Here is a 24910-nt window from a genome sequence, read left to right on the forward strand (position 1 = left end):
TCTCTGGAAGTGGTTCAGGTGGAGCCCAGGGGCTGTCGCTGCAGGCCGCGCAGGCCCGCCAGCACGATGTGGCCGGCGTCGGCCTCGACGACGCTGGCTGATGGCAGCGGCGGCAGCGCGGCGCGGCGCGTGAAGCTGCGGCCGTCGTCGCGGCTGAGCAGCAGGTCGCCGTTCTGGGCCAGCAGCAGCAGCGAGCCATCGCGGCGCTGCAGGCCGGCGCTCAGCGACACGGGCACGGGGTTGTCGACGGCCGTCCAGCTGTCGCCGTGGTCGGCCGAGCGCCAGACGTTGCCGCGCAGGCCGTAGGCCAGCAGCGTGCCGTCGCGCGTCAGCAGCAGGCCGAAGAAGCTGCCCTTGTAGGGCGAGGCCAGCGCCTCGAAGTGGGCGCCGCCGTCCAGCGAGCGCAGCAGCAGGCCTTGCTCGCCGGCGATGAACACGCGCGGGCCTTCGCTGCGCACCGCGTACAGGTGCAGGCGCTTTCGGTTCGGTAGGCGGGTGTGCAGGCTCTGCCAGACCTCGCCCTGGCGCACGAAGGCCAGGCCGTAGGCGCCGACGGCGTAGAGGCTGCCGTCGGGGCTCAGGGCAAGGTCCAGCAGCGGCTTGTCCGGCCCCTGGGCCAGGCGGCGCCGTGCGGCCTCGCGCAAGGCCTCGTCGTCAACGGCAGCGGCCAGTTCCAGCTCGGCCAGCTGGCGACCGTCCATCACCAGGCGCCAGCGCTGGCCGCCGTCGACGGTCTGCAGCAGGCTGCCGAAATGGCCGCAAGCCCAGCCGGTGTTGGCATCGTTGAAGGCCAGCGCCGTGAGGCTGATCTGCGCCGGCACCTCGGCCTGCCGCCACCGCCGGCCGCCGTCGTCGCTGTAGACGACGAGGCCGCGCTCGCCGGCCAGGACCAGGCGCTGACCGGCGCGCGCGGCGGCCAGCAGCGCGCTGCGTGTGGCCAGCGGCGTAGGCGCCGCCGGCTGGGTCAGCACGGGGGGCAGCGTGGTGGCCGCCCGCGCCGGGGCGGCCAGCAGCCCGAGAGCCGCAGCCCCGAACACCGCACGCCGCTTCATCGTGTGCTCTCGTTGGCCAGTTCCTCGGGGCTGAAGAAGGCCCGGTCCAGCTTGGGCAGCACCTTGACCTGCACCGGCAGCTCGTTGGTGGCCATGTTCAGGTAGTAGGCGCCGGTCTGCAGGTCGTAGCCGCCCCAGAAGACGTTGCCCAGCACGGCCGGGATGTCCGGCGCGGTCAGCGTCAGCGTGTAGTTGGTGCGCCAGAGTTCACCCTTGGCGTCCCAGCCGTCGAACAGGATGATCTGCCAGGTGTCCTCGTCGAGGTAGTACTTGCGCTTGGCCGCCACGTGGCGCTTGCCGGCGGCCAGCGTGGCCTCCACTTCCCAGACCCGGTGCAGCTCCCACCGCACGGCGTCGGGACTCAGCGTGCCCGGCTTGACGAGGTCGGCCACCTTGGCCAATGCCGCCCGGTTGTTGTTGTAGGGGATGTACAGCTCCTTCTTGCCGACGAGCTTGAGCTCGTGCTTGTCGATGGGCCCGAACAGGTTGAAGGCTTCGTCGAACAGGCCGATGCCGGAGGTGACGGCGTCGGGCGTGTCGTAGCCCACCGACGGCGCCTTGCGCACGCGGCGCTGGCCCACCAGGTATTGCCACAGGCCGCGCGGCGTGGCGCTGGTCATGCCGTCGTGCGCGAGGATGGCCTCTCCCGCCTTGGAGCCCGGCTCGGTGGCGGCGAACTTGCCCAGCGCGTAGTAGCCGTCGAACTTGTCGGGCGTGACGTCGGGGTCGTAGTACTGGCGGCGGAAGGTCTGGTTGCCGCCGCTGGCCATGGTGCGCTTGCCGTCGGCCGTCATGACCCACACGCGCATCGGCGTCTGGGTGTTCACGCCCAGCCAGGCCAGGCGGTGGTTCAGGATGGCTTCGTAGCCATCCTTGGGAATGGGGAAGGGGATGCCGCCGAAGGCGCCCTCGATGCCCAGGCCGTTGTCCACCACCTTGGCGCGGGTGGCATTCTTGAAGGTGTTGTCGTAGACGTACTGCGGCGCGGCGGCCGTGCGGCGCGTGGGGTAGACGTCGATGCGGAAGTCGGGGTGCTTCTTCATCAGCGCCTTGACGCCGTCGCTCAAGCGGGCGTCGTGCTGCGCCATGTTCTTGGCGCTGATCTGCAGCACCGGCTTGTCGGCAGGGAAGAGGTCGGGGCGCGGGTCGCCGTTCTTGTAGCCGGCCGGCGCCTTGGTGAGGCCGCCCTCCCAGGGCGGGATGCTGCCGTCCTTGTTGCCGGCGCGTTCGGCGCCCATCGGGGTCAGCGTGGTCTTGAGCTTGGCGGCCTCTTCGGCCGACACGGCGGCGCCCGCGCTCAGCGGCAGCAGGGCCGCGCATGCCCATGCCGAGGCCAGGGCGGGAACGTTCAATCGGAGCAGTGCGTGCTTCATGGTGTGGATGTCCGTGTCTGGGGTCAGAAGGTGCGCGACGCGCTGAAGGCGACGTAGGCGCGGTCCTTGAGGGTCTGGCCGAAGGTCAGCTGGCGCGGCGAGCCGCTGCCTGGCACCAGGGTCTCGGTGAAGGTCTTGGCCTTGCCGAAGTAGTCGGTGTAGGTCAGCGAGAAGTTCCAGTCGTTCTGGTACTTGCCCTTCAGTCCGATGGTCCAGTCGCCGCCGTCCGACACGCCGCCGGCGAAGTTGCCGATGGCCGATGAGCGGCCGCCGAAGTTCCAGCCCAGGCCGATGGGCACGGAGAGGTCCAGGCCGGTGAGCACCTGGAAGTAGGCCGGCTCGAACAGCACGCGGGTGGCGAAGGCGCCCTTGGTGGTGTTGGGGTCCAGGCCTCCGACGCCGACGTTCTGGCCGTTGGGGCCGGTGAAGATGTCGCGCTTGATCCTCAGGCGGTGGTTGTAGGCAATCTCGCCCAGCAGTGCGCCGCCTTGCCAGAACCCGTTGGGCTGCAGCACGTAGATGCCGTTGAGCTGCAGGTGGGCCGTGTCACCGACCGGGTAGCAGGGCGTGGCGTTGCTGGTGTCGCAGGTGGCCACGGGGCTGGGGCCGCCGAGCAGGGCAGGGTCGCCATTGAGCGGCGTGTTCTGGCGCACCGAGCCTTCCAGCGCCCAGTTCAGCTGGCCGATGGAGGAGGTGACGCTGGCACCGAACGTGCGGATGTTGCTGGCGTAGGCCACGCGCACATGGCCTTGCACGAGGTCGAACACCAGCGCGCTGGGCGTCTTGTCGTGGTACTGCGCGGCGTAGAAGCCGAACTCGTAGTCGCCGCCCGGCGGGCTCCAGCGCAGCTGGATGCCGCCCTGGCCGCTGTTCTTGGGCTTGTTGTCCCGCACGGTCAGCGTCGGGAGCTCGATGGGCGAGCCGTCGGGCGCCTGCCCGAGGTTGACGCGGCCGCCGCCGATGTAGTCCTGGTTGGAGAAGTAGCTGCCGACGCCGGGCAGCTTGCTCTTGCGCCACTTCAGCTGGTAGTAGGCGCCCAACTGCACGCCGTCGGCCAGGCGCAGCGTGCCCGAGACCTGCTCCACCGGCAGCAGCACTTCCTTGAATTGCCAGTTGGGCACGGACAGCACACGCGCGACGTCCACCGGCCCCTGCGCGTTGGCGATGCCGTTCTGGCCGAAGAACAGGCTCTCGCCCCATTGCAGCGTGTGTTTGCCCACGCGCAGGTTGGCCTTCATGCCGGCGACTTCGCCCTTGAACGACACGAAGGCATCCAGGATCTCGCCGCCGCGGCCGTGCTGGCGCCGCGTGGCGGGCAGGAACTCGTTGGGTGCCTGGCCGAAGTCGTTGTTGGCCGTGCTGACCACCGGGCCCAGCGGGTTGCCGGCGGCGTACAGCGCTGTGCCGGTGTAGTCGTTGCGGCCCATGTAGGCGCCGTCGTGCCAGGCCGTGCCGCTGATGCGGGCGCCGAAGGTGGGCGTGGAGATGTCCAGCTCGGCCAGCAGGTCGAAGCGCTTGGAGATCAGGCCCTTGCGGAAGTTGTGGTTGCCGTCGTCCTCGTTGACGGTGCCGGGGTCGCGGGCCACGTCCAGGCGGCTCAGCGCGGTGGACGGGTCTTTCACGCGGTAGCCGGCGCTGACTTTGGGCGTGAGGTCGAGCCGGACCTTGAGGTCGGGAACGCTGGTTTCGATGTCGAAGGCTTGTGCGGTGGGCAACAGCAGGGCTGCCGCCGCCGCCAACGCGACGCGGTTCTTTCTCATGGTGTCTCCTGGTTTGAGGTGTTATGTACTTAGAGATAGGTCGCTGCGAAGCCGCCATCGGCGGCCAGGTTTACGCCGCTGATCCAGCGTGCGTCGTCGCTGCACAGGAAGGCGATGGCCGGCGCGATCTCGTCGGCCAGGCCGGGCCGCGTGATGCGGTGGGCATCTGCGGCGACGCGCTCCTCGCCCAGCTGGGCGACGAACTCGCCCAGGATGGGCGTGAACACCGGGCCCGGTGCGACGCAGTTCATGCGCACGCCGCGCTTCATGAAGAACTCGCTGGAGCGCAACGTGGACCAGACGATCAGCGCCTCCTTGAAGTACTCGTAGCAGCCCTTCTGCGGCACGGGGTTGCGGGCCAGCCAGGCCAGGCCGGCCTCGAAGCCCTGCACGGCGGCCAGTGATTTGTGCGTGTCCAGCCGGTCGCGGTAGAAATAGCCCAGGATGGACGACACGTTGACGATGCTGCCGCCCTGCGGCATGCGCTCCACCAGCAGCTCGCACAGGTGGCGCGTGCCGAGGTAGTTGACGCGGCCGACCAGGTCCGCCGGCGACGTGCCGGGCACGCCGGCCACGGTACACAGGCCGTCGATCTGCGCGGGCAGCTGGCGCACGGCGGCGTCGATGGCCGACTGCTGCGACAGGTCGGCCTTGACGAAGCCGTCCAGCGTCAGCAGCGGGTCGTTGCGGTCCATGCCGATGACCTTGGCGCCGTGCGAACGCAGCAGTCGAGCGGTGTCGGCGCCTATGCCTGAGCTGGCGCCCGTGACGACGATGGTCTTGCCTTGAACTTTCATGGGTTTGTCTCCTGTTGTTCGTTGTGTGCCGCCCGTCAGAACGGGTAGACGGGAGCGGCGTCCTTGACGGTCAGCCACTGCCAGGTGGTGAAGGCCTCCCAGTCCGCCGGGCCGCCGTGCACATTGCCGTTGCCGGCCACGCCGGGGCCGCCGAAAGGGTTGGTGGCGTCGTCGTTCACGGTCTGGTCGTTGACGTGGACCATGCCGGCCTTGAGCTGCTGCGCCAGCGCCATCGCGCGGTTCATCGATTTGGAGATCACGCCCGCCGCCAGGCCGCCCTCGTGGGCATTGGCCAGCGCGGCGGCCTCCTCGTCGGTCTTGAAGGTGATGAGGTTGAGCAGCGGGCCGAACACCTCTTCGTCATGCACGCGCATGCCGGGCTGGATGCCCGACAGCACGGTGGGCTTGTAGAAGAGGCCTTCGTACGTGCCGCCGGCCAGCAGCTTGGCGCCCTTGGCCACGCTGTCCTGCACCAGCGCATGCACGCGGTCGCGCTGGCGGGCGTCGATCAGCGGGCCGATGGCGACCTGGCCGGTGGCGCCGTTGCCTACTGGCAGGTGGGTGGCCTTGGCGACCAGCCGCTCGGTCAGCGCCGCAGCGATGGATTCATGCACCAGCACGCGGTTGGAGGCCATGCAGATCTGGCCGGCGTTGAGCCAGGCGCCCCAGGCCGCGTTGCTGGCGGCGATGTCCAGGTCGGCGTCGTCCAGGATGACCAGGCAGTTGGTGCCGCCCAGTTCCAGCGAGGCCTTCTTGAGGTGACGCGCGGCCAGCTCGCCGACGCGCCGGCCCACGCCCACCGAGCCGGTGAACGACACCATGCGCACCTCGGGCGCGGTGATCAGCGCCTCGCCCACCTCGGCACCGCCGGGCAGCACCGCCAGCACGCCGGCCGGCAGGCCTGCGGCTTCGAGCACGCGGGCGATCAGGTAGCCGCCGCTGACGGGCGTGCGCGGGTCGGGCTTGATGAGCACCGCGTTGCCGGTGGCCAGCGCCGGGGCCACCACGCGCAGCGTCAGGATGAGCGGAAAGTTGAACGGCGAGATGACGCCGATGACGCCGTGCGGCACGCGCCGCGCCATGCTCAGGCGGCCCGGCACGCTGGGCAGCAGCTGGCCGGCGGGCTGCATCGGCATGGCGGCGGCTACCTGGCAGAAGGTGATGGCCTCGCGCACCTCATGCTGGCCCTTGGGCAGGATGGCGCCGGTCTCGCGGGTGATCCACAGCGCCAGCTCGTCGAAGTGCTGCTGCAGCAGCGCGGCGGCCTTCAGGAACACGGCGGCACGCTCGCGCGGCGGCGTGGCGGCCCAGGCGGCCTGCGCTGCAGCGGCCGTGCGGGCGGTCTCGGCCACGTCGGCGGGCGTGGCCTCGCCGGCCGTGCCCAGGCGCTCGCCGGTGGCGGGCTCGATGATGTCCAGCGTGCGCGCGGCAGCGCGCCATTGGCCGGTGAAGAGGCTGTCGCGCCAGGGGGCGTCGGCCAGGAGCGAGGTGCTGTCCTGCATGGGAGTCTCCGTGTGGGTCTTGTAATGTTTGCTTGGCAGATAATTAGCCTGGCAAACGAAAATATGTGCTTACTGTGTGCCTGGTGAGGTGACTTCGGGAATCAGTACAAACGCTGATCCGGCCCGGCGGGCATGGCCCTCACGCCGCCGTGCTTGCGCAACTGCCATGCCAGGGCCACCGCGCGGCGCGCCGGCGGGGTGGGCACGGGCGCCCGCGCTCTGGGAGGACTGGGCACTTCCTGGGACTTACCCGGGGCGTGCAACCGCAGGGCGCGACAGGGCCACTCAGGGCATTCCTGCGGCTGCCAATCGCGCAAATCCGCAAGACTGGAGCAGACTCCCGCCACCCGGTTTGACGAAATCATGAAAACGCTGAACGCCCCCTCGAAGATCTCGTTGGCCGAGCTGTCCCGCCAGACCGATGCCATGCTGCGCAAAGGCGACAGCGACCACTTCAACTGGGCCAGCGACGGCAGCGCGCCGACGCTGGCGCAGCTGACGGAGGCGCTGTTCTTCTCACCCGGCGATGGCCGCATCTGGCTGAACGACCAGCGCATGCTGCTGGTTCACAGCGCAGCCATGGGCCACCTGCGGCGCGAGTTGATCGACACGCTGGGCCTGGCGCGAGCGCGCGGGCTGCTGACCCGGGCCGGCTACGTGAGCGGCGCGCGCGATGCGCAGTTGGTGCGCCAGCGCTGGCCAGATGGCGATGCGGCGGCGGTGTTCATGGCGGGCGCGCGGCTGCATGCGCTGGAGGGGGTGGTCAAGGTGACGCCGGTGAGCTTCTCGTTCGACATCGACCGCGGCACCTACGACGGCGAATTCCTCTGGGAGCATTCCAGCGAGGACGACGAGCACATCAGCGCCTACGGCATCGGCGCCGACGCGGCCTGCTGGTCGCAGGTGGGTTATGCCACCGGCTACGTGACGACGCTGTTCGGCCAGCAGGTCATCTTCCGCGAGGTGGACTGCCGCGCCATGGGCGCGTCGGTGTGCCGCGTCATCGGCCGGCATGCGGCGGCCTGGGGCGACATCAGCGAGGACCTGCGCTACCTGGAGGCGCACGATTTCCGCGCGATGGCGCCCGGCGCGGAGCCGCAGGCCATGGCCACGACGCCGGCCCTGGGCCCGGCCGCCACGGCCACGCAGGACCGGCACGAGGTGGTCGGCGCGTCGCCCGCCTTCGTGTCCGCCTGCCACCTGCTGGACCGCGTGGCGCGCACCTCGGCCACCGTGTTGTTCTCGGGCGAGTCGGGCGTCGGCAAGGAGGCCTTCGCGCGGCGGCTGCACCGCATCAGCTCGCGCGCCGACAAACCCTTCATCGCGCTGAACTGCGCGGCCATGCCGGAAGGGCTGCTGGAGTCCGAGCTGTTTGGCGTGGAGAAGGGCGCCTACACCGGCGCGCATGCGTCGCGCGAGGGCCGCTTCGAGCGCGCGCATGGCGGCACGCTGTTCCTCGACGAAGTGGGCGCGCTCAGCCCGGTAGCCCAGGCCAAGCTGCTGCGCGTGTTGCAGGAGGGCGAGCTGGAACGGGTGGGCGGCTCACGCCTCATCCAGGTCGACGTGCGCGTGGCGGCCGCCACCAATGTGGACCTGCGCGCCGAGGTGCAGGCGGGGCGCTTCCGCGCCGACTTGTTCTACCGCCTCAACGTCTTCCCGCTGCACCTGCCGCCGCTGCGCGAGCGGCGCGAGGACATCCCGCTGCTGATGAGCTACTTCCTGCGCCGCGAGTCCCAGCGCCACGGCCGCGAGGTGCGCGGCTTCACGGCGCGGGCGGTGCGGGCGGCGCTGCATTACGACTGGCCGGGCAATATCCGCGAGCTGCTCAACCTCATCGAGCGCGCCGTCATCAACGTCGAGGACGGCATGGCCATCGACGTGCACCACATGTTCCGCGGCGAGCCGCTGGCGCGACAAGCCGTGCTGGCGGTGTCATCCGACGGCGAGCTGGCCCGCGAGGCCGACCCCGGTGTGGACAACCTGTTGCAGCACCTGCAGAGCACGCTGGGAGCTGCCGCGCTGGACCTGCCGGCGTTGGAAGCCCGGCTGCTGGCCGAGGCCGTGCAGGCGCACGACGGCAACCTGTCGGCCGCCGCCCGCGCGCTGGGCTTGAGCCGGGCGCAACTGGCGTATCGGTTGGAGCGGCATGCGGGGGGGTGATGGCCTGCCTTGTTTCGATGGTGCAGGCCGCCTTGGATGGCGGCCTCAACCCATCGCGATGAGCCCCTTGCCGCCCAGTGATCTGCCCCCTTCGAGGCTCGTGATCAGCGCAATTGCCTCGGCCAGCGGAACGATCTCTGCCACTGGAAGCCTCAGCTTGCCGGCGCCGGCTGCGCGCGCCAGGCCGTCCAGAACATCAGCCCGGGGCGTGCAGACGATAGGCTTCAGGCGGCGGTTGAAGATGGAGCGGATGAACTTGCCAGGTGTCGGGTCGATGTCCAGGAACACGCCGCCCGGGGCCAGCAGGCCGAGGCCCGTCTGGGTCGTCATCGTGCCCGCCGTGTCGTAGACCACGTCAAAGCGTTGGTCGAGCTTGGAGAAGTCGGTCGTCCGGTAGTCGTAGACAGCGTCAACGCCGAGCGATCGCGCTCTCGCCATGGCGCCGGCACTGCAACTGCCCGCGACCGTGGCGCCGAGCATCCGCGCCAACTGCACCGTGGCCTCTCCCACCGCGCCCGTGCAGCCGTTGACGAACACGCGCTTGCCTGCGGTCAGCTTCGCCTTGCCCTGCAGGCCGTTCCAGGCGGTAACTCCTGGCGTTCCGAGGCACGCCGCTTCTTCGAAGGAAATGTTCTCGGGCTGCCTGGCCAGGAAGCCTTCGTTTGTCACCACGGCATGGCCGAATGCGCCGCTTTCCTTGATCCGTGCCAGGCCGAACACCGCATCACCCGGCTTGAAGCGCGTCACGCCCGGGCCGACTGACACGACCGTCCCCGAGAAGTCACTGCCCATGGCACGGGGGAAGGCCTTGCCGGTGACGAACTTGAGATAGCCGTTGCGCAGCTTCCAGTCGACCGGGTTGATGGCTGCGAATTTCACCCTCACGGCGACCTCGCCCTTGCCCGGTGTTGCCAAGGCAAAGTCTTCGAGCCGCATCAGCTCCGGGCCGCCGTATTGGTCGTACTGGATGCGCTTCAGGGCAGATGGATGCACGTTGTTTTCCTGTTGCGAAGTCGGCATGTCTCAAGCCGTCGGCGCGGTGGGTTCGACCATCGGGAACCAGCCGCGCGCCGCCTGGATGACACCCCACAGCTTGTCCGGGATGGCCAGTTGCGGCACGCGCTCGGCGTCGAGTGCCGTGGCAATGGTCGCTGCCTGACCGGCAGTTGCGAGTTCCACCCATTGCGGGTTCATCACCAGGCCCTGGCCTATGGCGACCAGCGACAGGCCCGTGGCCAGGGCGTTCTCGGCGTCATCCGGTGTCCGCACAAGGCCTGCTGCGATCAGCGGGATGCGATGAGCGACATGCGCCACGAGGAGTTCGGCGGTGGTCTGCTCGCCGGCATGATCCGTCGGTCTGGCATTGGGGATGTCGAACAGCGAGGCGTGGAGGTAGTCGATGCCTGCTTCGATCAGCTGGTCGATGAGCGCATAGCTGTCGGCAATGCGCAGCGAACCCTCGCCCGCCTCTTCCGGCGAGATGCGGTAGCCGAGCAGGAAGGGGCGCTCGGCGTGCTCGGCGATGACGCGCCGGGCTTCGCGCACCACGGTGAGCGCGAAGCGCATGCGCTTGTCAAGCGAGCCGCCCCAGCCATCCTCGCGCTGGTTGAACATGGGCGAGAAGAAGTTCTGGATCAGGAGGCCGTGGGCGCCATGCAGTTCGATGCCGTCGAACCCCGCCTCGATGGCGCGCCGGGTGGCGTCGCCGAAGGCCTGGACGATGGCTTCGATCTCGCCTTCGCTCAGTGCGTGGCTGGTCACTTCGGCGTTGTTGAAGGGGCTGGGGGGCGCCTTCAGCGAACTCGCGCTGACGACCCGGCCGTCGGGCACCAGGTGCGGCAAGGCTTTGTTGCCGGCGTGGAAGATCTGCATCACCGCCAACGCACCGCCGCTCTTCGCCGCCTCGGCGAGGCGACGCAGGCTGGGAATGAAACGGTCGTCATGACTGGCGAATTCGTCGGTGAAGCCGATGCCGTCCGACGTCACATGCGAGCAGCCCGTCACCACCATGCCAACGCCCTGCACGCGGGCACGGTAGTACGCCAGCTCCTGGTCCGAGACGGTGGCATCGGGGTTTGCCGACCAGGTCGTCATCGGCGCCATCACGGCGCGATTGCGCAAGGTCACGCCGCTCTTGAAAGTGAAAGGCTGAAACAGCCGTGGATGGACGGGGCTCATGGGAATCTCCGGGGGTGAAAACGGCACCCGTCGGGGTGCGATCCGATGCCGGAAAGTGTCGTCCTGAAGCCCTGATGGGTGCTTGCCGAAACCGTCGTCCTTATTGCCTGATTCGATGAATGTCTATCGGAGGCGGCATTGGGTTGGCTCGGGTGATGCTAGGCTTGAGGCCCGCAGGGCAGGGCGATTCGCCCAAGAAAATTGGGGGCGTCAAATGTTTGCCTACGAAGGGGGCAAGGCCTTCGAACTCGCTGGTCTCGTTGGAAGGATTGCACAAACCGACGGAGACTACGACACGGCCATTCGCGCGCTGAAGCTGCGCCGCTGCAGTTCCACGACCGACCCCATGCCCTGCATCTACGGGCTGGGCATGGTTCTGATCGTCCAGGGTGCCAAGCGGATCATGTGGGGCGAGGAGGTCTTCGACTATGCGGCGGGGCAGACCTTGATCACGACGGTGGACATGCCTGTCGTGGCATACATCACCCGCGCCAGCCGCGCCGAGCCCTTTCTCGGGATGTTGCTGGAACTCGATGCCCGCGTCATCGCACAGCAGGCTGCGCAAATGGCGTTCGCGGCGCCGCTGCAGGTGTCGGCAACTCGGGGGATGTCGCAGGTGCCGCTGGATGAGGGCTTGTGCGATGCGTTGGTCCGGCTGCTCCGGCTGTTTGACGAGCCTTCGCTGGTCTCACCGCTTGCGCCGCTGATCGAGCAGGAAATCGTCATCCGCCTGCTCAGCGGTGGGCATGGCCCCAGCTTGCGCCGCCTCGTTGCGGCGGGCTCACCGAGCCAGCAGATTGCCAAGGTCGTCACATGGCTCAAGCAGCATTACATGCAGGATCTGGCCATGGACGATCTGGCGGCCTCGGCTCACATGAGCCCGTCGACGTTCCGCCAGCATTTCCGTGCCGTCGTCGGCATGAGTCCCTTGCAGTACATCAAGAACCTCCGCCTGTTGGACGCACGGCAACTGATGCTCAATGAAAGCCTGGATGCCGGCAGTGCCGCGATTCGCGTCGGCTACGAGAGCGCCTCCCAGTTCAGCCGGGAGTACCGCCGATTCTTCGGCGAGCCGCCCAACCGCGACGTCAAAAGGCTGCGGGAAGCCACTGGCGCGAGGCGCGGATAGCCCTCCGTCAACAACGCGTCGGCTGCTTCGTCATGCGGGGGGGGGGGGGCGCCGGAGGAGCGGCCTGCGGGTCGCTGGGGTGGCGCTGCTAGTTTTGCTTCACCGCGGCCGCCGCTGTCTCCGCTGAGCGAGGCATGCCCAGCGCGGCGATGAGCGCGTCGCGCGTGGCTGCCAAGAACTCATCCGCGAGCGGCGCGTCGTCGGGGCAGGCGCGCGACAGGATGAGGGCGCCTACGGCATGCGAGAGCATGTCCAGCGTTTCGGCGCGCGCTGCGGGAGTGGCAGCCGCGTCAGCGCCGCGACTCAAGGCGGCCACCAGGCTCTCGATGCCGTCCGCAAATGCGGCTCGCACGGAATCCGGCTGGCGGGCCGCGTCGCTGCCGAGGGCCGCCATGGTGCAGCCGGTTCCGCGCCCGTCCCGGTGCTCGCGGGACAGGTACTGGCGGACGAACTCCGCCGGCGCCACGCCGTCGCCCGTCAGCGCGACGGTCTGGGCCAGGCCGCAGGCCGTCGCTTCGGCGATCAGGTCGGTCTTGGAGCCGAACTGCTTGTAGAAGCCGCCATGCGTGAAGCCGGCGGCCGCCATCAGGTCGGCCACGCCGACGCCGTCGTAGCCGCGTTCTCGAAATAGCTGGGACGCCGTCTGGACGACATGTGTCCGATTGGCCTGGGCCTGCGCTTTGGTGACTTTCATCGATCGTCTACCGGAGTACTTCTACCGGCTGCATCTTATATTGATGCCGTCCATCATCAAAATGCTTGACGTTTTGGATTATGAGCATAATCATTGAGCCTCTGGGCGCATCGCAGGATGATGAAGCGGGGGGGGGGAGAACACGATCTCCGAACCCTTTGCATTCGACCTGACCGGCCCTTGTCCTCCCAACGCTGGAATCCCGTCATGTCCACCCCCCTCATGAAGTCCACGTCCCACGCCGTGGCGCTTGCTGCAGTGCTGCTTGCTTTCAGCGCCGTGGCGGGCGGAGCCACGCCAGCCGCCGGCACGGCGCCGGTCGCTCAACAGCAACTGCTGACCTGGAAGGACGTGCCGACACAAAGCGTCTCGACTGGCGACGTGAGCTTCTCCTACCGCGAGCTCGGGCAGCACAACGGCGGCACGCCTGTGCTGCTGCTGGCCCACCTGGCTGCCGTGCTGGACAACTGGGACCCGCGCATCGTCGACGGGCTCGCCGCCAAGCACCATGTGATCGCGTTCGACAGCCGCGGCGTCGGCGCCTCCACCGGCAGCCCGGTCAACACCATCGAGCAGATGGCCGACGACGCCATCGCCTTCATCAAGGCCAAGGGCCTCAAGCAGGTCGACCTGTTCGGCTTCTCGATGGGCGGCATGATTTCGCAGGAGATCGTGCTGAAGGAGCCACAGCTCGTTCGCAAGCTGATCCTGGCGGGCACGGGCCCTGCGGGCGGCACGGGCATCAGCACGGTGGCTGGCGTGGCGAACTACGACCTGCTCCGCGCCACACTGACCGGCCAGGACCCCAAGCAGTACCTGTTCTTCACGCGCACGCCGAAGGGCATCGACGCCGGCAAGGCCTTCCTGCAGCGCCTGCAGGAGCGCGGCGCCAACCGCGACGCCGACATCGCCATCTGGGCCTATGTGTCGCAGCTCCAGGCGCTGAAAGCTTGGGGGGAGAAGCGGCCCGCCGATCTGTCGGTGATCAAGCAGCCGGTGCTCGTGGCCAACGGCGATGACGACCGCATGGTGCCCACCAGCAACTCGCATGACCTGGCCAGGCGCCTGCCGAATGCGCAACTGGTGATCTACCCCGACGCCGGGCACGGCGGCATCTTCCAGTACCACGAGAACTTTGTGGCCAAGGCGCTGGCCTTCCTCGCCAAGTGAGCCAAGAGGCAGCCATGACACACACCCACCTCACCGCGCCTACCCAGTTCCTGAGCGTCGGCGGCACGCGGTTCGCGTACCGGCGCTGGGGCAACGCGGCCGCAGGCCAGCCGCCGCTGCTGATGCTGCAGCACTTTCGCGGCGGCATGGACCACTGGGACCCGCTGATGACCGACGGCCTGGCCGAAGGCCGGGAGGTGATCCTCTTCAACGGCCGTGGCGTGGCGTCCTCCGAGGGCACGCCGCGCACCCGCATCGAGGACATGGCCGACGACGCGGCGGCCTTCGTCCGCGCACTGGGCCTGGCGCAGATCGACTTGCTGGGCTTCTCGCTCGGCGGCTTCCAGGCGCTGGACCTGACCTGGCGCCACCCGACGCTGGTGCGCAAGCTGATGCTGCTGGGCACCGGCCCGCGCGGCGGCAACCCGGAGATGGCGTCGCGCGTGCTGGAGACGGCCGTCAACCCGGTGCCCGACTTCGCGGACTTTCTGTACCTGTTCTTTGGCAACTCGCAGCAGGCCGAGCAGGCGGCGCGGGACTTCTGGGAGCGCCGCCACCAGCGCGTCGACCAGGACCCGCCGTCTTCGCCCGAGGTCGCCAAGGCGCAGATCGAGGCCAATATGCACTACCTGCCCCGAGTGACGGAGGGCGACCCCTTCGCCTATCTGCGTGGCATCCAGCAGCCCACGTTCATCCTCAACGGCGTGAACGACGTGATGGTCGCGACGATCAACTCGTTCTACATGACGCGCAACCTGCCGAACGCGCAGCTGTTCGTCTATCCCGACGCCGGCCACGCCGCGCAGTTCCAGTGCCCGCAGCGCTTCCTGCGCCACGTCGTCCAGTTCCTCGGTGAGTGACGTCGCCGCCTCGCTTCGCAAATCCTTGAGGGTCGCCCCATGTTGAAGTTCAAGTTCCTGTTGTGGGCGTTCGCCCTGACGCTGAAGCGCAAGGTGCGCAGCGACGCCGATTGCGCGCGCTATGTCGCTAAGAAGCGCCTGGTGTTCCAGATCCGCACCGTGTCGGGCGCGGGCCGCTACTTCGTGGCCGAGGGCGGCGCCATCCGATCTGCAGCCGGTCTCGCCCCTAACCCGCAGTTCACGCTCAGCTTCTGCGACGGCGCCAAGGGGTTCGAGATCCTGTCTGCCAAGGACAGCCAGGCCGCCTTCCTGCGCGGGCTGGGCAGCCAGGACCTGACCATCAGCGGCGACTTCCAGGAGGTGATGTGGTTCCAGGGCCTGGCCCAGTTTCTGCAGCCGCCCAAGGTCGTCCCGCCCTATGACCGCACCGCTTTCTGAGCCGCCCATGCAAGTCAACCTGCTGAACCAGCCCCTGCGCCTGCGCACAGGCACGGTGCTGCGCAACCGCCTCGCCAAGGCCGCGATGAGCGAGACGCTGGGTACCTACGACAACCGGCCGACCGAGGCTCTCGTGTGCCTGTACCGCCGTTGGGGCACCTCGGGCCTGGGCCTCATCGTCACCGGCAACATCATGGTGGACCGCCGTGCGCTCGGCGAGCCCGGCAACGTGGTCGTCGAGGACGAGTCCGACCTGCCGATGCTGAAGCGATGGGCGCAGGCGGTCACCGCCCAGGGCTCGGCCTTGTGGGCGCAGCTCAACCATCCAGGCAAGCAGTCCACGCGCGGCCTGAATGCCTACAACATCGCGCCCTCGGCCGTGCCGTTCCGCGAGGACATGGCGGCCTTCTTCGAGACGCCGCGCGAGGCCACCGGGGCCGAGATCCAGGACATCATCGAGCGCTTCGGCCGCAGTGCGGCGGTGTGCAAGAAGGCGGGCTTCGGCGGCGTGCAGATCCATGCCGCGCGCGGCTACCTGGTCAACCAGTTCCTGTCGCCGCACCACAACCGCCGCGACGACGAGTGGGGTGGCACGGCCGAGAAGCGCCGGCGCTTCGTGCTGGCCGTCTACGCCGAGATCCGCCGCCAGGTCGGCCCGGACTTCGCGGTGGCCATCAAGCTCAATTCGGCAGACTTCCAGCGCGGCGGCTTCACCGAGGAGGAGTCGCTGGCGACCATCCGCGCGCTGGCCGAGGCGGGCATAGATCTGATCGAAATCTCGGGCGGCACCTACGAGGCGCCCGCCATGAACGGCGCGATGCACGCGCCAAAGCCGACCTCCACCGCAGCGCGTGAAGCCTACTTCCTCGACTTCGCCGAAAAGGCCCGCGCCACGACCCAGGTGCCGCTGATGGTGACCGGCGGCTTTCGCACAGCGGCCGGCATGAACGCCGCGCTGCGCACCGGCGCGCTGGATGTGGTGGGCGTGGCCCGCTTGCTGGCCATCGACCCCGACGCGCCCGCCGCGCTGCTGCAGGGGCGCGACAGCGCGCAGCAGGTCCGCCCCATCAGCACCGGGCTGAAGCTCGTGGACCGCCTGGGCATCATGGAAGTGCTCTGGTACACGCGGCAACTCGGGCGCATGGCCCGGGGCGAGGCGCCACGTCCGCGTGAGAGCGCGCTGGCCGCGTTCCTGAAGTCGGCGTTGGGCAGTGGTTGGGGCACCTTCCGCACGCGGCGCCTGCGCGCCCGCGCCCCTGGACGTTGACGCCGTCTGGCGCCAGGCTTTGAACGACAAGGAGAACGAGACATGACTTTCAAGGCTTTGCTGGCCAGCAAGCGGGACGACCAGGTCTCGACCGCCGTGGTCGACTTCGACGAGGCCGACCTGATGCACGGCGACGTGACCGTGGCCATCGACTACTCGACGGTCAACTACAAGGATGCGCTGGCCGTCACCGACCGCGCGCCCGTGATCCGCCAGTACCCGCTGATTCCGGGCATCGACTTCGCCGGCACGGTGCTGGCGTCGGCCCATGCGGGGGTTGCGGCGGGCGACCGTGTCGTCGCCAACGGCTGGGGGCTGAGCCAGACCCACCACGGCGGCTTCGCGCAGCAGGCGCGCGTCCGCGGTGACTGGCTGGTCAAGCTGTCCGACGGGCTCTCCACCCGCGATGCCATGGCCATCGGCACGGCGGGCTATACGGCCATGCTGTCCGTGCTGGCGCTGGAGCATGCAAAGCTCACGCCCGACTCGGGCGACGTGCTGGTGACCGGCGCGGGCGGCGGCGCCGGCTCCATCGCCATCGCGCTGCTGTCCGGGCTGGGCTACCGGGTGGTCGCCTCGACCGGTCGGCTCGAAGAGACCGACTACCTGCGCCAGCTGGGCGCGGCCGAAGTCATCGACCGCCGCACGCTCTCCGAACCGGGTGCTGCTATCGGTAGGGAGCGTTGGGCCGGCGCCATCGACTCGGTGGGCAGCCACACACTGGCCAATGTGCTCGCGCAGACCCGCTACGGGGGCGCGGTGGCGGCCTTCGGGCTGGCGCAAGGGGCGGACCTGCCCTGCTCCGTCCTGCCCTTCATCCTGCGCAGTGTGACGCTTGCGGGCATCGACTCCGTCCACGCGCCGCAGCAGGTTCGACTGCAGGCCTGGGTTCGCCTGGCGACCGACCTGGACCTGGACAAACTCGCCAGTGCCACGAGCGTCATTGCGCTGGTCGAGGTGCCGGGCGTGGCCAACCGGGTGCTCCAAGGCCAGGTCCGCGGCCGCATGGTCGTCGACGTCAACCGCTGATTCACAGCTCACCCCTGGCTCTGCCAGCAACAAGGAAGAACATGAAAGCACTAACCTTCAAGCGCTACGGCAAGTCGCCCGACATCGGCCTGGCTGACATCGACCGCCCGACGCTGCAGCCCGACGAATTGCTGGTGCAGGTGCACGCTGCGGCCGTGAACCCCATCGACAACATGGTGCCGCCCGGCACCTTCAAGCCGGTCCTGCATTTCAAGCTGCCGGCCGTGCTGGGCAGCGACCTCGCTGGTGTGGTGGTCGACGTCGGCAGCCGCGTCACCCGCTTCAAGCCGGGTGACGAGGTCTTCGCCAGCATCTTCGATATGGGCAGGGGGTCGCTGGCGGAGTTCGCCGCGGTGCCGGAAAGCGCCGCCGCGCTGAAGCCGCCCAACCTGGACTTCGTGCAGGCCGCAGCCGTCCCCATGGTCGCACTCACGTCCTGGCAGGCGCTGACGGAGCGCGCCAAGCTGAAGCGCGGTCAGAAGGTGTTCATCCCGGCGGGCTCCGGCGGCATCGGCACGTTTGCCATCCAGCTGGCTCATCAGTTGGGCTTCAAGGTGGCCACGACCGTCAGCGCCGGCAGCGTCGAGCTCGTTCGCGGCCTCGGTGCCGACGAGATCATCGACTACAAGACGCAGGACTTCGAGAAGATCCTGAGCGGCTACGACGCGATGCTGGGCTCGGTCCAGGGCGATGCCATCGAGAAGTCCGTGGGCATCCTGAAGCCGGGCAGCAGCATCGTCTCGCTGGTCGGGCCGCTGGACCCGCGTTTCGCGGAACAGCGGGGTCTGAACTTCTTCCTGAAGTTCGTGTTCGGCCTGATGAGCCGCAAGATCCGCAAGCTCGCCGGCAAGAAGAACGTGGACTACTCCTTTCTCTTCGTGCGCCCCGACGGCCAGCAGCTCGCGCAAATCGCCGAGCTGCTCAAGACCGAGCGCATCCGGCCGGTCATCGACAAGGTGTTCCCGTTCGACCAGGCCAAGCAGGCGCTGGAGTACCTGGCCCTCGGCCGCGCCAAGGGCAAGGTCGTCGTCAAGATCAGGTGACCGGCCTTGCGCTGTTGCTTGAAGATGCTTTGACGCGCGGAGCCCGCGTGCCTGCCGGGCTCAGCCGTGCAGCTCGAAGCTCGCCTCCCGCCGCTCGATCAGCCAACTGCCATCCGGCTGGCGGCGCAGGCGGTCGGCGAACTTGCCGAGCAGCGGCGCGCCCCGGCGTGGGCGTCCCTGCGGGCCGGGGGCGTCCCGGTCGTCGCCCACCCACAGCAGCACGCGGCTGACGGCGCTGGCCTGGTCGGGCGCCGTCACCTCCACCAGCGTGGACACCACCAGATGCCTCGTCAGCCGCTCCGGTGGACGGGCCTGGTAGGCCGCCGTGATGGCGCCCCGGCCTTGCGCCGGCTCACCCGAGGGCCGGTGCAGCGCGCCATCCGGCGTGAACAGCGCCGCCAGGCCGGCGTGGTCACCGGCATCTATGCAATGCGCGCTAAGCAGCACGATGCGCCGGCAGCCGGCCTCGGCGCTGAGCAGCGTGATCTCGTCGATCAGCATGGCGCGGTCAGCCAGTCGGCCAGCGCGGCGGTGACGGCCGCCGGCTGCTCCAGCGTGCTCATATGGCTGCAGTCGGGCACCAGCACCAGCCGCGAGCGGTGGATCAGCGCGGCCATCGCGGTGTGGCGGTCGGGCGGGCTCCATTGGTCTTGCTCGCCGCACAGCACCAGCGTCGGGCAGGCGATGCGGGCCAGCACATCAGAGGCATCGGGGCGGTCCAGCAGGGCCTGTACCTGGGCGGCGAACTGCGTGGGCGTGCGCCGTTCCACCATGGCCTGCATCTGCGCGTAGACCGCCGTGCCGTGCGCGGCGGGCCTGACCATGCCGGGCAGCCAGCGTAGCGCGACTCCGGCCATGCCCGACTCGCGCGCCACGGCCAGCAAGGCCAGGCGCTGGCGGCGCTCGGCCTCGCCCGCTTCGCCGCCGGCGCGTGGCTGCCAGCCGGTATCCAGCAAGGCAAGGCGTTCGACGCGCTCGGGCGCCTGGCGCATCACTTCCAGCGCGATGCGCCCGCCCATCGAATGGCCGGCCAGCGCGAAACGCTCGGCCGGCGCCTGGCGCAGCAGCTCGGCGGCCAGCGCGGGCAGGCTGTCGTGGCCGTCGTTGGGCGCCACCCAGCAGCGCGCGCGGTCAGCCAGGCCAGCGATCTGCGGCTGCCAGACGCTGTCGTCGCACAGCAGGCCGGGCACCAGCACCAGCAGTGGTGCAGCCATCAGCAGCACTCCCCGCCGGCCGGCGGCTGCAGGCGCTGGTAGCGGCCCCACACCGGATGCTCGTCCAGCCGCAGCAGGCGCACCGCGTTGTCCTTCAGTAGCAGCGGCATCACCTCGGACCGCAGACCGGCCTGGGCCGCGTCGGCCATCCAGCGTTCGGGCGTCAGCGCGGGGAAGTCCGACCCGAACAGCATCTTCTTCTTCAGCAGGCCGTTGGCGTACTTGATGAGGATGTCGGGGAAGTACTTGGGCGACCAGCCGGACAGGTCGATCCAGACGTTGGGCTTGTGCGTGGCCACGGCCAGCGCGTTCTCCTGCCACGGGAAGGACGGATGCGCGATGACGATGGGCATGTCGGGGAAGTCCACCGCCACGTCGTCCAGGAACATGGGGTCGGAGTACTTCAGCCGGATGCCGCCGCCACCGCGCATGCCGGCGCCGATGCCGGTCTGGCCGCTGTGGAAGATGGCGGGCAGGCCGGTGGCGGCGATGGCCTCGTAGACCTCGTAGCAGGCGCGATCGTTGGGATAGAAGGCCTGGGCCGAGGGGTGGAACTTGAAGCCGCGCACGCCGAAGTCGTCCACCAGCCGGCGCACCTCGCGCGCACCCATCTTGCCGCGCAGCGGGTCCACACTGGCGAAGGGGATGAGGGCATCGGGGTGTTGCGCGGCCTCCTCGGCCACTTCTTCGTTGCTGATGCTCACCTGGCCCGTGCCGCGTTCGGTGTCGACCGAGAAGATGACCGCCAGCATGCGGCGCTCGCGGTAGTAGGTGGCCGTCTCGGCGATGGTCAGGCGCGGCATCTTCTCCTTGAAGTAGCCGGCCATGGCCTGGTCGAAGGCATCGGCGACCGGGTCGAAGGCGTTGCGCGTGGAGACGGTCGCGTGCGTGTGGATGTCGATGGCGACCAGGTCCTGCAGCTTGGTGGCGCTCATCGTGGGCCGCCTTCGGCCAGCAGCACGTTGGCGGGCGACGGCTCGGCGTAGAGCCGTTCCACCAGCGCGGCCCGCGCGCGCAGCACGGCGCGCTGGTTGAGCGAGCCCTTGTCCGTCACCTCGCCCTGCGCGGCGCTGGGTGCGGCCGGCACGAGCAGCGCACGGGTGATGCGGTTGGAGCTGCCGGTGCCGGTGGCGGCCAGCGCGTCCAGCCAGCGCTGCGCCCAGGCCCGCACGGCCGGGTCGGCGGCCCAGGCGGCCGGGTCATGCGGCGTATCGGGCGCCGCCAGCTCGGCCGCTGCCGGTGCGAAGAACACCAGCAGGCCCAGCGCATCGCGGCCGTCGCCGGTGACGACGACGTCGTGCACATAGGGCAGGGCGTCGGCCATCGCGCGGGCGCGCAGCTGGCCGACGTTGGCCCAGGTGCCGGTGATGAGCTTGAAGTCCTCGGCGATGCGGCCGTCGAAGCGCAAGCCGCGTCCGGGGTTGGCGGGGTCTATCCACTGCGCGGCATCGCCGCTGCAGAAGAAGCCGTCGTCGTCGAAGGCCGCCGCCGTCAGCTCGGGCTGGCCCCAGTAGCCGGGCGTGATGCTGGGGCCGCGGTAGCGCAGCTCCAGCTTGTCGCCCACCGGCGCTAGCCTGAGGTCCAGCCCCGGCGCGGGCAGGCCGACGATGCCTTGCTGCCAGCCGGGCAGGTGGTGGGACACGGCGAACGGGCCGCTCTCCGTCATGCCCAGGCCCATGGTCATGGGGATGCGCTGGCCCAGCGCCTCCGTGGCCAGGCGGTCCACCAGCTCGATCACCGACTGCGGCATGGCCGCGCCCGCCGCGAAGATGAGCTTCAGCCGGGCCAGCACGCGGTCGCGCAGTGCCGGGTCTTGCGCCATGTGGTGGGCCAGCATCTCCAGCCCCTTGGGCACGGTGTAGATGGCCGTGGGCGAGACGTCCATCAGGTTCAGCACCGTCTCGGCCATGCCGTCCTCGGTGGGCTTGCCCTCGTCGATGTAGAGGCTGCCGCCGTTGCGCAGCACCAGGCCGAAGTTGGAGTTGCCGCCCGCCGTGTGGTGCCAGGGCAGCCAGTCCACCAGCACCGGCGGTTCTCCTTCCAGGAAGGGGTAGCACTGCGCGTACATCTGCTGGTTGGCGCACAGCATGCGGTGGGTGTTGATGACGGCCTTGGGCGCCTGCGTGGAGCCGGAGGTGAACAGCAGCTTGGCCACCGTGTCGGCGCTCACGCGCTCGAAGGCCTTGTCCACGGCGGGCGTGGCCACGGTGCGCATCAGGTCTTGCACGCGCAGCGCGCCCGGTCGCAGGCCGTGTGTCAGCAGCACCGGTGTGCCGGGCGGAACGGCCTTGTCCAGCGCCGGCCCGTAAGCTTCGGCGTCGGCGGCGAACACCAGGCCCGGCTGCAGCAGCGCCACCGCCTGCACGACCTTGGCCGCCTGCGGGTCCAGCCGCGAGTAGGCCGGCGAGATGGGCGCGGCCGGCACGCCCACGTGCATGGCGGCCAGCGTCAGCAACGCATGCTCGATGTCGTTGCCCGACAGCAGGACCAGCGGGCGCTCGGCTGACAGGCCCAGGTCCAGCAAGGCCTGTCCCAGCGCTTTCACCTGTGCAGCGGCGTCGGCATAGCTTAGGTGGCGCCAGGGGCGGCCGGGTGTGCCCGGCGCCCCGCGTTCGCGCTGGACCAGGAAACTGCGGTCCGGTGCGATGGCGGCCCAGTGCAGCAGGTGCTCCGTGAAGCGGCGCGGGTAGGCAGCCAGCGGCTGGTGGGCGCGGATCACGTAGCCACCGTCGGGCTGCGGCGTGATGTCGGCGCCATAGGGCCCGAAGGCCACGGGGCGGTAGGGGGCGGCAGCGCTCATGGCGGGGCTCAGCTGCGCTCGACCTTGGCCGCGCGCTTGGCCAGAAAGTCTGCCATGCGGGCCTTGGCCTCGGGGGCTGACTGTGTAATCGCGCCGACCAGCGACTCGGTCATCAGACCGTGGGACATGGGCTGCTCGGCAATCAGTGGCAAGGTGTGCATGATGGCGAAGTTGGACATGGGCGCGTTGCCGGCGATGCGCTGGGCCAGTTCCAGCGCCTTGGCCATGCCTCCGCCGTCTGGCACGCAGTGGTGCACCAGGCCCACCTGCAGCGCCAGCTCGGCGTTGTAGGTTCGACCGGTGAGCATCATCTCGGTGACGCGCGAGAAGCCCATCAGCTTGGTGATGCGCACCGAGCCGCCGCCGCCCAGGAAGATGCCGCGCTGACCTTCCGGCAGGCCGAAGTAGGCGCTGTGCTCGGCCACGCGCACATGGGCGCAGGCCGCCAGTTCCAGCCCGCCGCCCACCACCGCGCCATGCAGCAGGGCTACCACCGGCCGGCGGCCGAACTGCAGGCGGTCGAACACCTCGTACCAGGCGCGCGAATGGAACACGCCTTCGGCGGCCGACATCTCGCCCAGCTCGCTCAGGTCAAGCCCGGCGCTGAAATGCTCGCCGTTGGCGGCTAGCACGATGACGTGCACCGACTCCGGCAGTGCTGCGATGTGCCGGTCAATGGCGCTGATCATCCCGAGACTCAGCGCATTGCGCTTGGCCGGGCGGTTGAGGGTGATGGTGGCGATCGGGCCTTCGATGATGCAGGTGACCAGTTCGGAATTAGACATTTGCCTACGTTATGAATTGTGCAGATGATTATTAGTCTAGCTAACTGAAATGGCGACGGCAAGCCGAGGCGCATTGGTATCAGCCCTAGGAGTCTGCGCGGCAGAACCAGATAGTTCCTGATGTCGGTGGCCTCGGTGCATTCGTTGATCTGGCATGGCTGGAAGCTACCGACCCTACGAACCCGGCCAAGTGATGCTGCCGCCGGTGGCGCCGCAAGACGGGCTGCCGGCAGGCCATCTGGGCTACTTCATCCACGACACATTTGACGCGCTGGACCTCAAGGCCTTCCACGCTAGGTACGAGGGCGGTGGCTCGCGCAACTAGCCCCTTCACCCGGCCCTGATGGTCAAGGTGCTGGTCTACGCCTAAGAGCGGCTAACGAAACCTATCATCTGCTGCAATCCAAGGAAACGTATCGAGGCGGATGGCAGTCAAGAAGGAAGTAAGCGCAGCGCTGTGGTCCCGGGTGAAGCCGCTGCTGCCGGAGGTGTCGAAGTCACCACGCGGGGGCCGTCCGCGACTGAGCGATGAGCTGGCGCTGAACGGGATTTTGTTCGTGCTGCGTACCGGCACGCCTTGGGAGTACCTGCCTCAGGAATTGGGCTTCGGCAGTGGCATGACGTGCTGGCGCAGGCTGCGAGAGTGGCAGGCAGCGGGCGTGTGGCACCAGTTGCACCTGCTGTTGCTGGCCGAGTTGCGTGGAGCCGGCCGGTTGGACTTCAGTCGGGTCAGTCTGGACGGGGCAAGCGTGTCCAGCCCCCGGGGGGCTCGTACACGGGGCCCAACCCCACAGATAGAGGCAAGCTCGGCAGCAAGCGTCACCTCATCACGGACCGGCAGGGCATCCCGCTGATGTTCTGCGTCACAGGGGCCAACCGGCATGACTCGGTGGTGTTCGAGGAACTCGTGGATGCCATGCCCAAGGTCGCCGGCAAGCGCGGCCGACCGCGCCGGTGGCCCGACAAGCTGCATGCCGACAAGGGCTACGACTTCGCGCGCTGTCGGGAACATCTCAGACGACGCGGTATTCAGAGCCGCATCGCTCGCCGGGGCGTCGAGCGCAACGACAGGCTGGGGCGCCATCGCTGGGTGGTGGAGCGCACGCACGCCTGGCTGGCGGCCTTCGGCAAGTTGCGCATTCGCTTTGAGCGCAGTGTCCAGACTCACATGGCCTTGCTGAGCCTAGCCTGCTGTGTCATCTGCGCCCGTACCCTGCCAGCGTTTTGTTAGCAGCTCTAAGCCACGGGCGTGCTCAGCTCGTGCAAGATCGAGCGCCTGCTGCCGCGCTGAAGTGATCGCAGCGGCTCGACCGCTGCGCCAGTCGTCCGCTGCGCTCCCTGGTGTCACGCTGGTCGCAGAGGCGCCGCGGCCACGCGTCGCCGTTTTTTGCTACCTCAGACCTCCAGGCAGGAAGTTCGGACCCTAGCGAATTTGGGGACAGCCAGAGGCTTGGCTGTAGCGGGTTGAGGTTGGATGGCGTGGGATGCTGGTTTTCGTAAGTCGTTGATTTATCAATGAATTCTCGGATTCCGGGAAATCCCTGAAGATCTCGTAGAATCCCGTTCTGCTCTAATTTGGGAGCAGAAGGTCGCGAGTTCGAATCCCGCCGCCCCGACCAAACCTTTTCAACAACCCGCTGCTGGCCCCGCGCCACCGGC

General features: G+C 68.8%; 22 protein-coding genes and 1 pseudogene. 10 read left to right on the plus strand and 13 right to left on the minus strand.

Annotation, left to right across the window (positions count from 1 at the left end):
- Positions 1–14: 14 nt before the first annotated feature.
- From ACG0Z3_RS10340 to ACG0Z3_RS10360, 5 genes are read right to left on the minus strand one after another with little or no spacing between them, the layout of a single operon-like run.
- Positions 15–1052, minus strand: coding sequence for a WD40/YVTN/BNR-like repeat-containing protein (locus tag ACG0Z3_RS10340; RefSeq protein WP_394397403.1), 1038 nt, complete (start codon positions 1050–1052; stop codon positions 15–17).
- Positions 1049–2425 carry a DUF1329 domain-containing protein gene (locus ACG0Z3_RS10345; protein ID WP_394397404.1) on the minus strand — a complete coding sequence of 459 codons (1377 nt, stop codon included), beginning with the start codon at positions 2423–2425 and terminating at the stop codon, positions 1049–1051. The genes ACG0Z3_RS10340 and ACG0Z3_RS10345 overlap by 4 nt, the downstream gene beginning before the upstream one ends.
- Before the next feature lie 23 nt (positions 2426–2448).
- Entirely contained in the window at positions 2449–4185 is a 1737-nt protein-coding gene (locus ACG0Z3_RS10350) for a DUF1302 domain-containing protein (protein ID WP_394397405.1), read from the minus strand.
- 29 nt (positions 4186–4214) lie between these two features.
- Positions 4215–4982, minus strand: coding sequence for a coniferyl-alcohol dehydrogenase (locus ACG0Z3_RS10355; protein WP_394397406.1), 768 nt, complete (start codon positions 4980–4982; stop codon positions 4215–4217).
- A gap of 35 nt (positions 4983–5017) precedes the next feature.
- Positions 5018–6484, minus strand: coding sequence for a benzaldehyde dehydrogenase (locus ACG0Z3_RS10360; protein ID WP_394397407.1), 1467 nt, complete (start codon positions 6482–6484; stop codon positions 5018–5020).
- Positions 6485–6847: 363 nt separating this feature from the next.
- Here ACG0Z3_RS10360 and ACG0Z3_RS10365 point away from each other — a divergent pair, with 363 nt between their 5' ends.
- Positions 6848–8644: a sigma 54-interacting transcriptional regulator gene (locus tag ACG0Z3_RS10365; RefSeq protein ID WP_394397408.1), complete on the plus strand. Its 1797-nt coding sequence runs from the start codon at positions 6848–6850 to the stop codon at positions 8642–8644.
- Between the two features lie 45 nt (positions 8645–8689).
- Here ACG0Z3_RS10365 and ACG0Z3_RS10370 read toward each other — a convergent pair whose 3' ends face one another.
- Together ACG0Z3_RS10370 and ACG0Z3_RS10375 are read right to left on the minus strand one after the other, a co-directional pair.
- A complete protein-coding gene (locus tag ACG0Z3_RS10370; protein ID WP_394397409.1) occupies positions 8690–9664 on the minus strand; it encodes an NAD(P)-dependent alcohol dehydrogenase in 975 nt (324 codons plus the stop codon).
- A gap of 3 nt (positions 9665–9667) precedes the next feature.
- The gene (locus ACG0Z3_RS10375) at positions 9668–10822 is read right to left on the minus strand and encodes an NADH-dependent flavin oxidoreductase (protein WP_394397410.1); all 1155 of its coding nucleotides are present in this window, start codon (positions 10820–10822) and stop codon (positions 9668–9670) included.
- Positions 10823–11036: 214 nt separating this feature from the next.
- On the opposite strand from ACG0Z3_RS10375, the gene ACG0Z3_RS10380 reads away from it, so the two are divergent.
- Positions 11037–11951, plus strand: coding sequence for an AraC family transcriptional regulator (locus tag ACG0Z3_RS10380; protein ID WP_394397411.1), 915 nt, complete (start codon positions 11037–11039; stop codon positions 11949–11951).
- A gap of 88 nt (positions 11952–12039) precedes the next feature.
- Here the strand turns inward: ACG0Z3_RS10380 and ACG0Z3_RS10385 are convergent, their stop codons facing one another.
- Entirely contained in the window at positions 12040–12645 is a 606-nt protein-coding gene (locus tag ACG0Z3_RS10385) for a TetR/AcrR family transcriptional regulator (protein WP_394397412.1), read from the minus strand.
- A 207-nt stretch (positions 12646–12852) separates the two neighbouring features.
- Between ACG0Z3_RS10385 and ACG0Z3_RS10390 the strand changes: the two genes are divergently transcribed.
- Genes ACG0Z3_RS10390 through ACG0Z3_RS10415 form a run of 6 tightly spaced genes read left to right on the plus strand, consistent with a single transcriptional unit; the run spans position 12853 to position 18452 of the window.
- Positions 12853–13815: an alpha/beta fold hydrolase gene (locus ACG0Z3_RS10390; protein ID WP_394397413.1), complete on the plus strand. Its 963-nt coding sequence runs from the start codon at positions 12853–12855 to the stop codon at positions 13813–13815.
- Between the two features lie 14 nt (positions 13816–13829).
- The gene (locus tag ACG0Z3_RS10395; protein ID WP_394397414.1) at positions 13830–14675 is read left to right on the plus strand and encodes an alpha/beta fold hydrolase; all 846 of its coding nucleotides are present in this window, start codon (positions 13830–13832) and stop codon (positions 14673–14675) included.
- A gap of 39 nt (positions 14676–14714) precedes the next feature.
- On the plus strand, positions 14715–15113 hold the full coding sequence (locus ACG0Z3_RS10400; RefSeq protein ID WP_394397415.1) for a helicase: 399 nt from the start codon (positions 14715–14717) through the stop codon (positions 15111–15113).
- A 7-nt stretch (positions 15114–15120) separates the two neighbouring features.
- On the plus strand, positions 15121–16380 hold the full coding sequence (locus ACG0Z3_RS10405; protein ID WP_394397416.1) for an NADH:flavin oxidoreductase/NADH oxidase family protein: 1260 nt from the start codon (positions 15121–15123) through the stop codon (positions 16378–16380).
- A 42-nt stretch (positions 16381–16422) separates the two neighbouring features.
- A complete protein-coding gene (gene acuI, locus ACG0Z3_RS10410; RefSeq protein WP_394397417.1) occupies positions 16423–17409 on the plus strand; it encodes an acrylyl-CoA reductase (NADPH) in 987 nt (328 codons plus the stop codon).
- Positions 17410–17450: 41 nt separating this feature from the next.
- Complete coding sequence (locus ACG0Z3_RS10415; RefSeq protein ID WP_394397418.1) at positions 17451–18452, plus strand: NADP-dependent oxidoreductase; 1002 nt, start codon at positions 17451–17453, stop codon at positions 18450–18452.
- Between the two features lie 60 nt (positions 18453–18512).
- On the opposite strand, the gene ACG0Z3_RS10420 is transcribed toward ACG0Z3_RS10415, so the two are convergent.
- From ACG0Z3_RS10420 to ACG0Z3_RS10440, 5 genes are read right to left on the minus strand one after another with little or no spacing between them, the layout of a single operon-like run.
- Entirely contained in the window at positions 18513–18953 is a 441-nt protein-coding gene (locus tag ACG0Z3_RS10420) for a nuclear transport factor 2 family protein (protein ID WP_394397419.1), read from the minus strand.
- Positions 18947–19666, minus strand: coding sequence for an alpha/beta fold hydrolase (locus ACG0Z3_RS10425; RefSeq protein WP_394397420.1), 720 nt, complete (start codon positions 19664–19666; stop codon positions 18947–18949). Before ACG0Z3_RS10425 ends, ACG0Z3_RS10420 begins: the two co-directional genes overlap by 7 nt.
- Positions 19666–20601 carry an amidohydrolase family protein gene (locus tag ACG0Z3_RS10430; RefSeq protein ID WP_394397421.1) on the minus strand — a complete coding sequence of 312 codons (936 nt, stop codon included), beginning with the start codon at positions 20599–20601 and terminating at the stop codon, positions 19666–19668. The genes ACG0Z3_RS10425 and ACG0Z3_RS10430 overlap by 1 nt, the downstream gene beginning before the upstream one ends.
- Positions 20598–22466: a feruloyl-CoA synthase gene (locus tag ACG0Z3_RS10435; RefSeq protein ID WP_394397422.1), complete on the minus strand. Its 1869-nt coding sequence runs from the start codon at positions 22464–22466 to the stop codon at positions 20598–20600. Before ACG0Z3_RS10435 ends, ACG0Z3_RS10430 begins: the two co-directional genes overlap by 4 nt.
- Positions 22467–22474: 8 nt before the next feature.
- Entirely contained in the window at positions 22475–23251 is a 777-nt protein-coding gene (locus tag ACG0Z3_RS10440) for a crotonase/enoyl-CoA hydratase family protein (RefSeq protein ID WP_394397423.1), read from the minus strand.
- Positions 23252–23405: 154 nt separating this feature from the next.
- Here ACG0Z3_RS10440 and ACG0Z3_RS10445 point away from each other — a divergent pair.
- Positions 23406–23573 (plus strand): annotated as a pseudogene (locus tag ACG0Z3_RS10445) (IS5/IS1182 family transposase); the annotation flags it as partial.
- Positions 23574–23676: 103 nt separating this feature from the next.
- A protein-coding gene (locus ACG0Z3_RS10450; RefSeq protein ID WP_394397424.1) for an IS5 family transposase occupies positions 23677–24482 on the plus strand; the annotation gives its coding sequence in 2 pieces (ribosomal slippage) (positions 23677–24004 and positions 24004–24482; 807 coding nt in all).
- Positions 24483–24910: the final 428 nt, after the last annotated feature.

Source organism: Pelomonas margarita, assembly GCF_043555875.1.
Classification (GTDB): Bacteria; Pseudomonadota; Gammaproteobacteria; order Burkholderiales; family Burkholderiaceae_C; genus Pelomonas; species Pelomonas margarita.

Coding starts and splice junctions, on each gene's coding strand:
- ACG0Z3_RS10405 (WP_394397416.1), top strand. CDS start 15,121: ATGCAAGTCAACCTGCTGAACCAGCCCCTGCGCCTGCGCACAGGCACG.
- ACG0Z3_RS10355 (WP_394397406.1), bottom strand. CDS start 4,982: ATGAAAGTTCAAGGCAAGACCATCGTCGTCACGGGCGCCAGCTCAGGC.
- ACG0Z3_RS10440 (WP_394397423.1), bottom strand. CDS start 23,251: ATGTCTAATTCCGAACTGGTCACCTGCATCATCGAAGGCCCGATCGCC.
- ACG0Z3_RS10395 (WP_394397414.1), top strand. CDS start 13,830: ATGACACACACCCACCTCACCGCGCCTACCCAGTTCCTGAGCGTCGGC.
- ACG0Z3_RS10340 (WP_394397403.1), bottom strand. CDS start 1,052: ATGAAGCGGCGTGCGGTGTTCGGGGCTGCGGCTCTCGGGCTGCTGGCC.
- ACG0Z3_RS10345 (WP_394397404.1), bottom strand. CDS start 2,425: ATGAAGCACGCACTGCTCCGATTGAACGTTCCCGCCCTGGCCTCGGCA.
- ACG0Z3_RS10375 (WP_394397410.1), bottom strand. CDS start 10,822: ATGAGCCCCGTCCATCCACGGCTGTTTCAGCCTTTCACTTTCAAGAGC.
- ACG0Z3_RS10360 (WP_394397407.1), bottom strand. CDS start 6,484: ATGCAGGACAGCACCTCGCTCCTGGCCGACGCCCCCTGGCGCGACAGC.
- ACG0Z3_RS10400 (WP_394397415.1), top strand. CDS start 14,715: ATGTTGAAGTTCAAGTTCCTGTTGTGGGCGTTCGCCCTGACGCTGAAG.
- ACG0Z3_RS10390 (WP_394397413.1), top strand. CDS start 12,853: ATGTCCACCCCCCTCATGAAGTCCACGTCCCACGCCGTGGCGCTTGCT.
- ACG0Z3_RS10435 (WP_394397422.1), bottom strand. CDS start 22,466: ATGAGCGCTGCCGCCCCCTACCGCCCCGTGGCCTTCGGGCCCTATGGC.
- ACG0Z3_RS10385 (WP_394397412.1), bottom strand. CDS start 12,645: ATGAAAGTCACCAAAGCGCAGGCCCAGGCCAATCGGACACATGTCGTC.
- ACG0Z3_RS10370 (WP_394397409.1), bottom strand. CDS start 9,664: ATGCCGACTTCGCAACAGGAAAACAACGTGCATCCATCTGCCCTGAAG.
- acuI (WP_394397417.1), top strand. CDS start 16,423: ATGACTTTCAAGGCTTTGCTGGCCAGCAAGCGGGACGACCAGGTCTCG.
- ACG0Z3_RS10365 (WP_394397408.1), top strand. CDS start 6,848: ATGAAAACGCTGAACGCCCCCTCGAAGATCTCGTTGGCCGAGCTGTCC.
- ACG0Z3_RS10380 (WP_394397411.1), top strand. CDS start 11,037: ATGTTTGCCTACGAAGGGGGCAAGGCCTTCGAACTCGCTGGTCTCGTT.
- ACG0Z3_RS10430 (WP_394397421.1), bottom strand. CDS start 20,601: ATGAGCGCCACCAAGCTGCAGGACCTGGTCGCCATCGACATCCACACG.
- ACG0Z3_RS10425 (WP_394397420.1), bottom strand. CDS start 19,666: ATGGCTGCACCACTGCTGGTGCTGGTGCCCGGCCTGCTGTGCGACGAC.
- ACG0Z3_RS10350 (WP_394397405.1), bottom strand. CDS start 4,185: ATGAGAAAGAACCGCGTCGCGTTGGCGGCGGCGGCAGCCCTGCTGTTG.
- ACG0Z3_RS10415 (WP_394397418.1), top strand. CDS start 17,451: ATGAAAGCACTAACCTTCAAGCGCTACGGCAAGTCGCCCGACATCGGC.
- ACG0Z3_RS10420 (WP_394397419.1), bottom strand. CDS start 18,953: ATGCTGATCGACGAGATCACGCTGCTCAGCGCCGAGGCCGGCTGCCGG.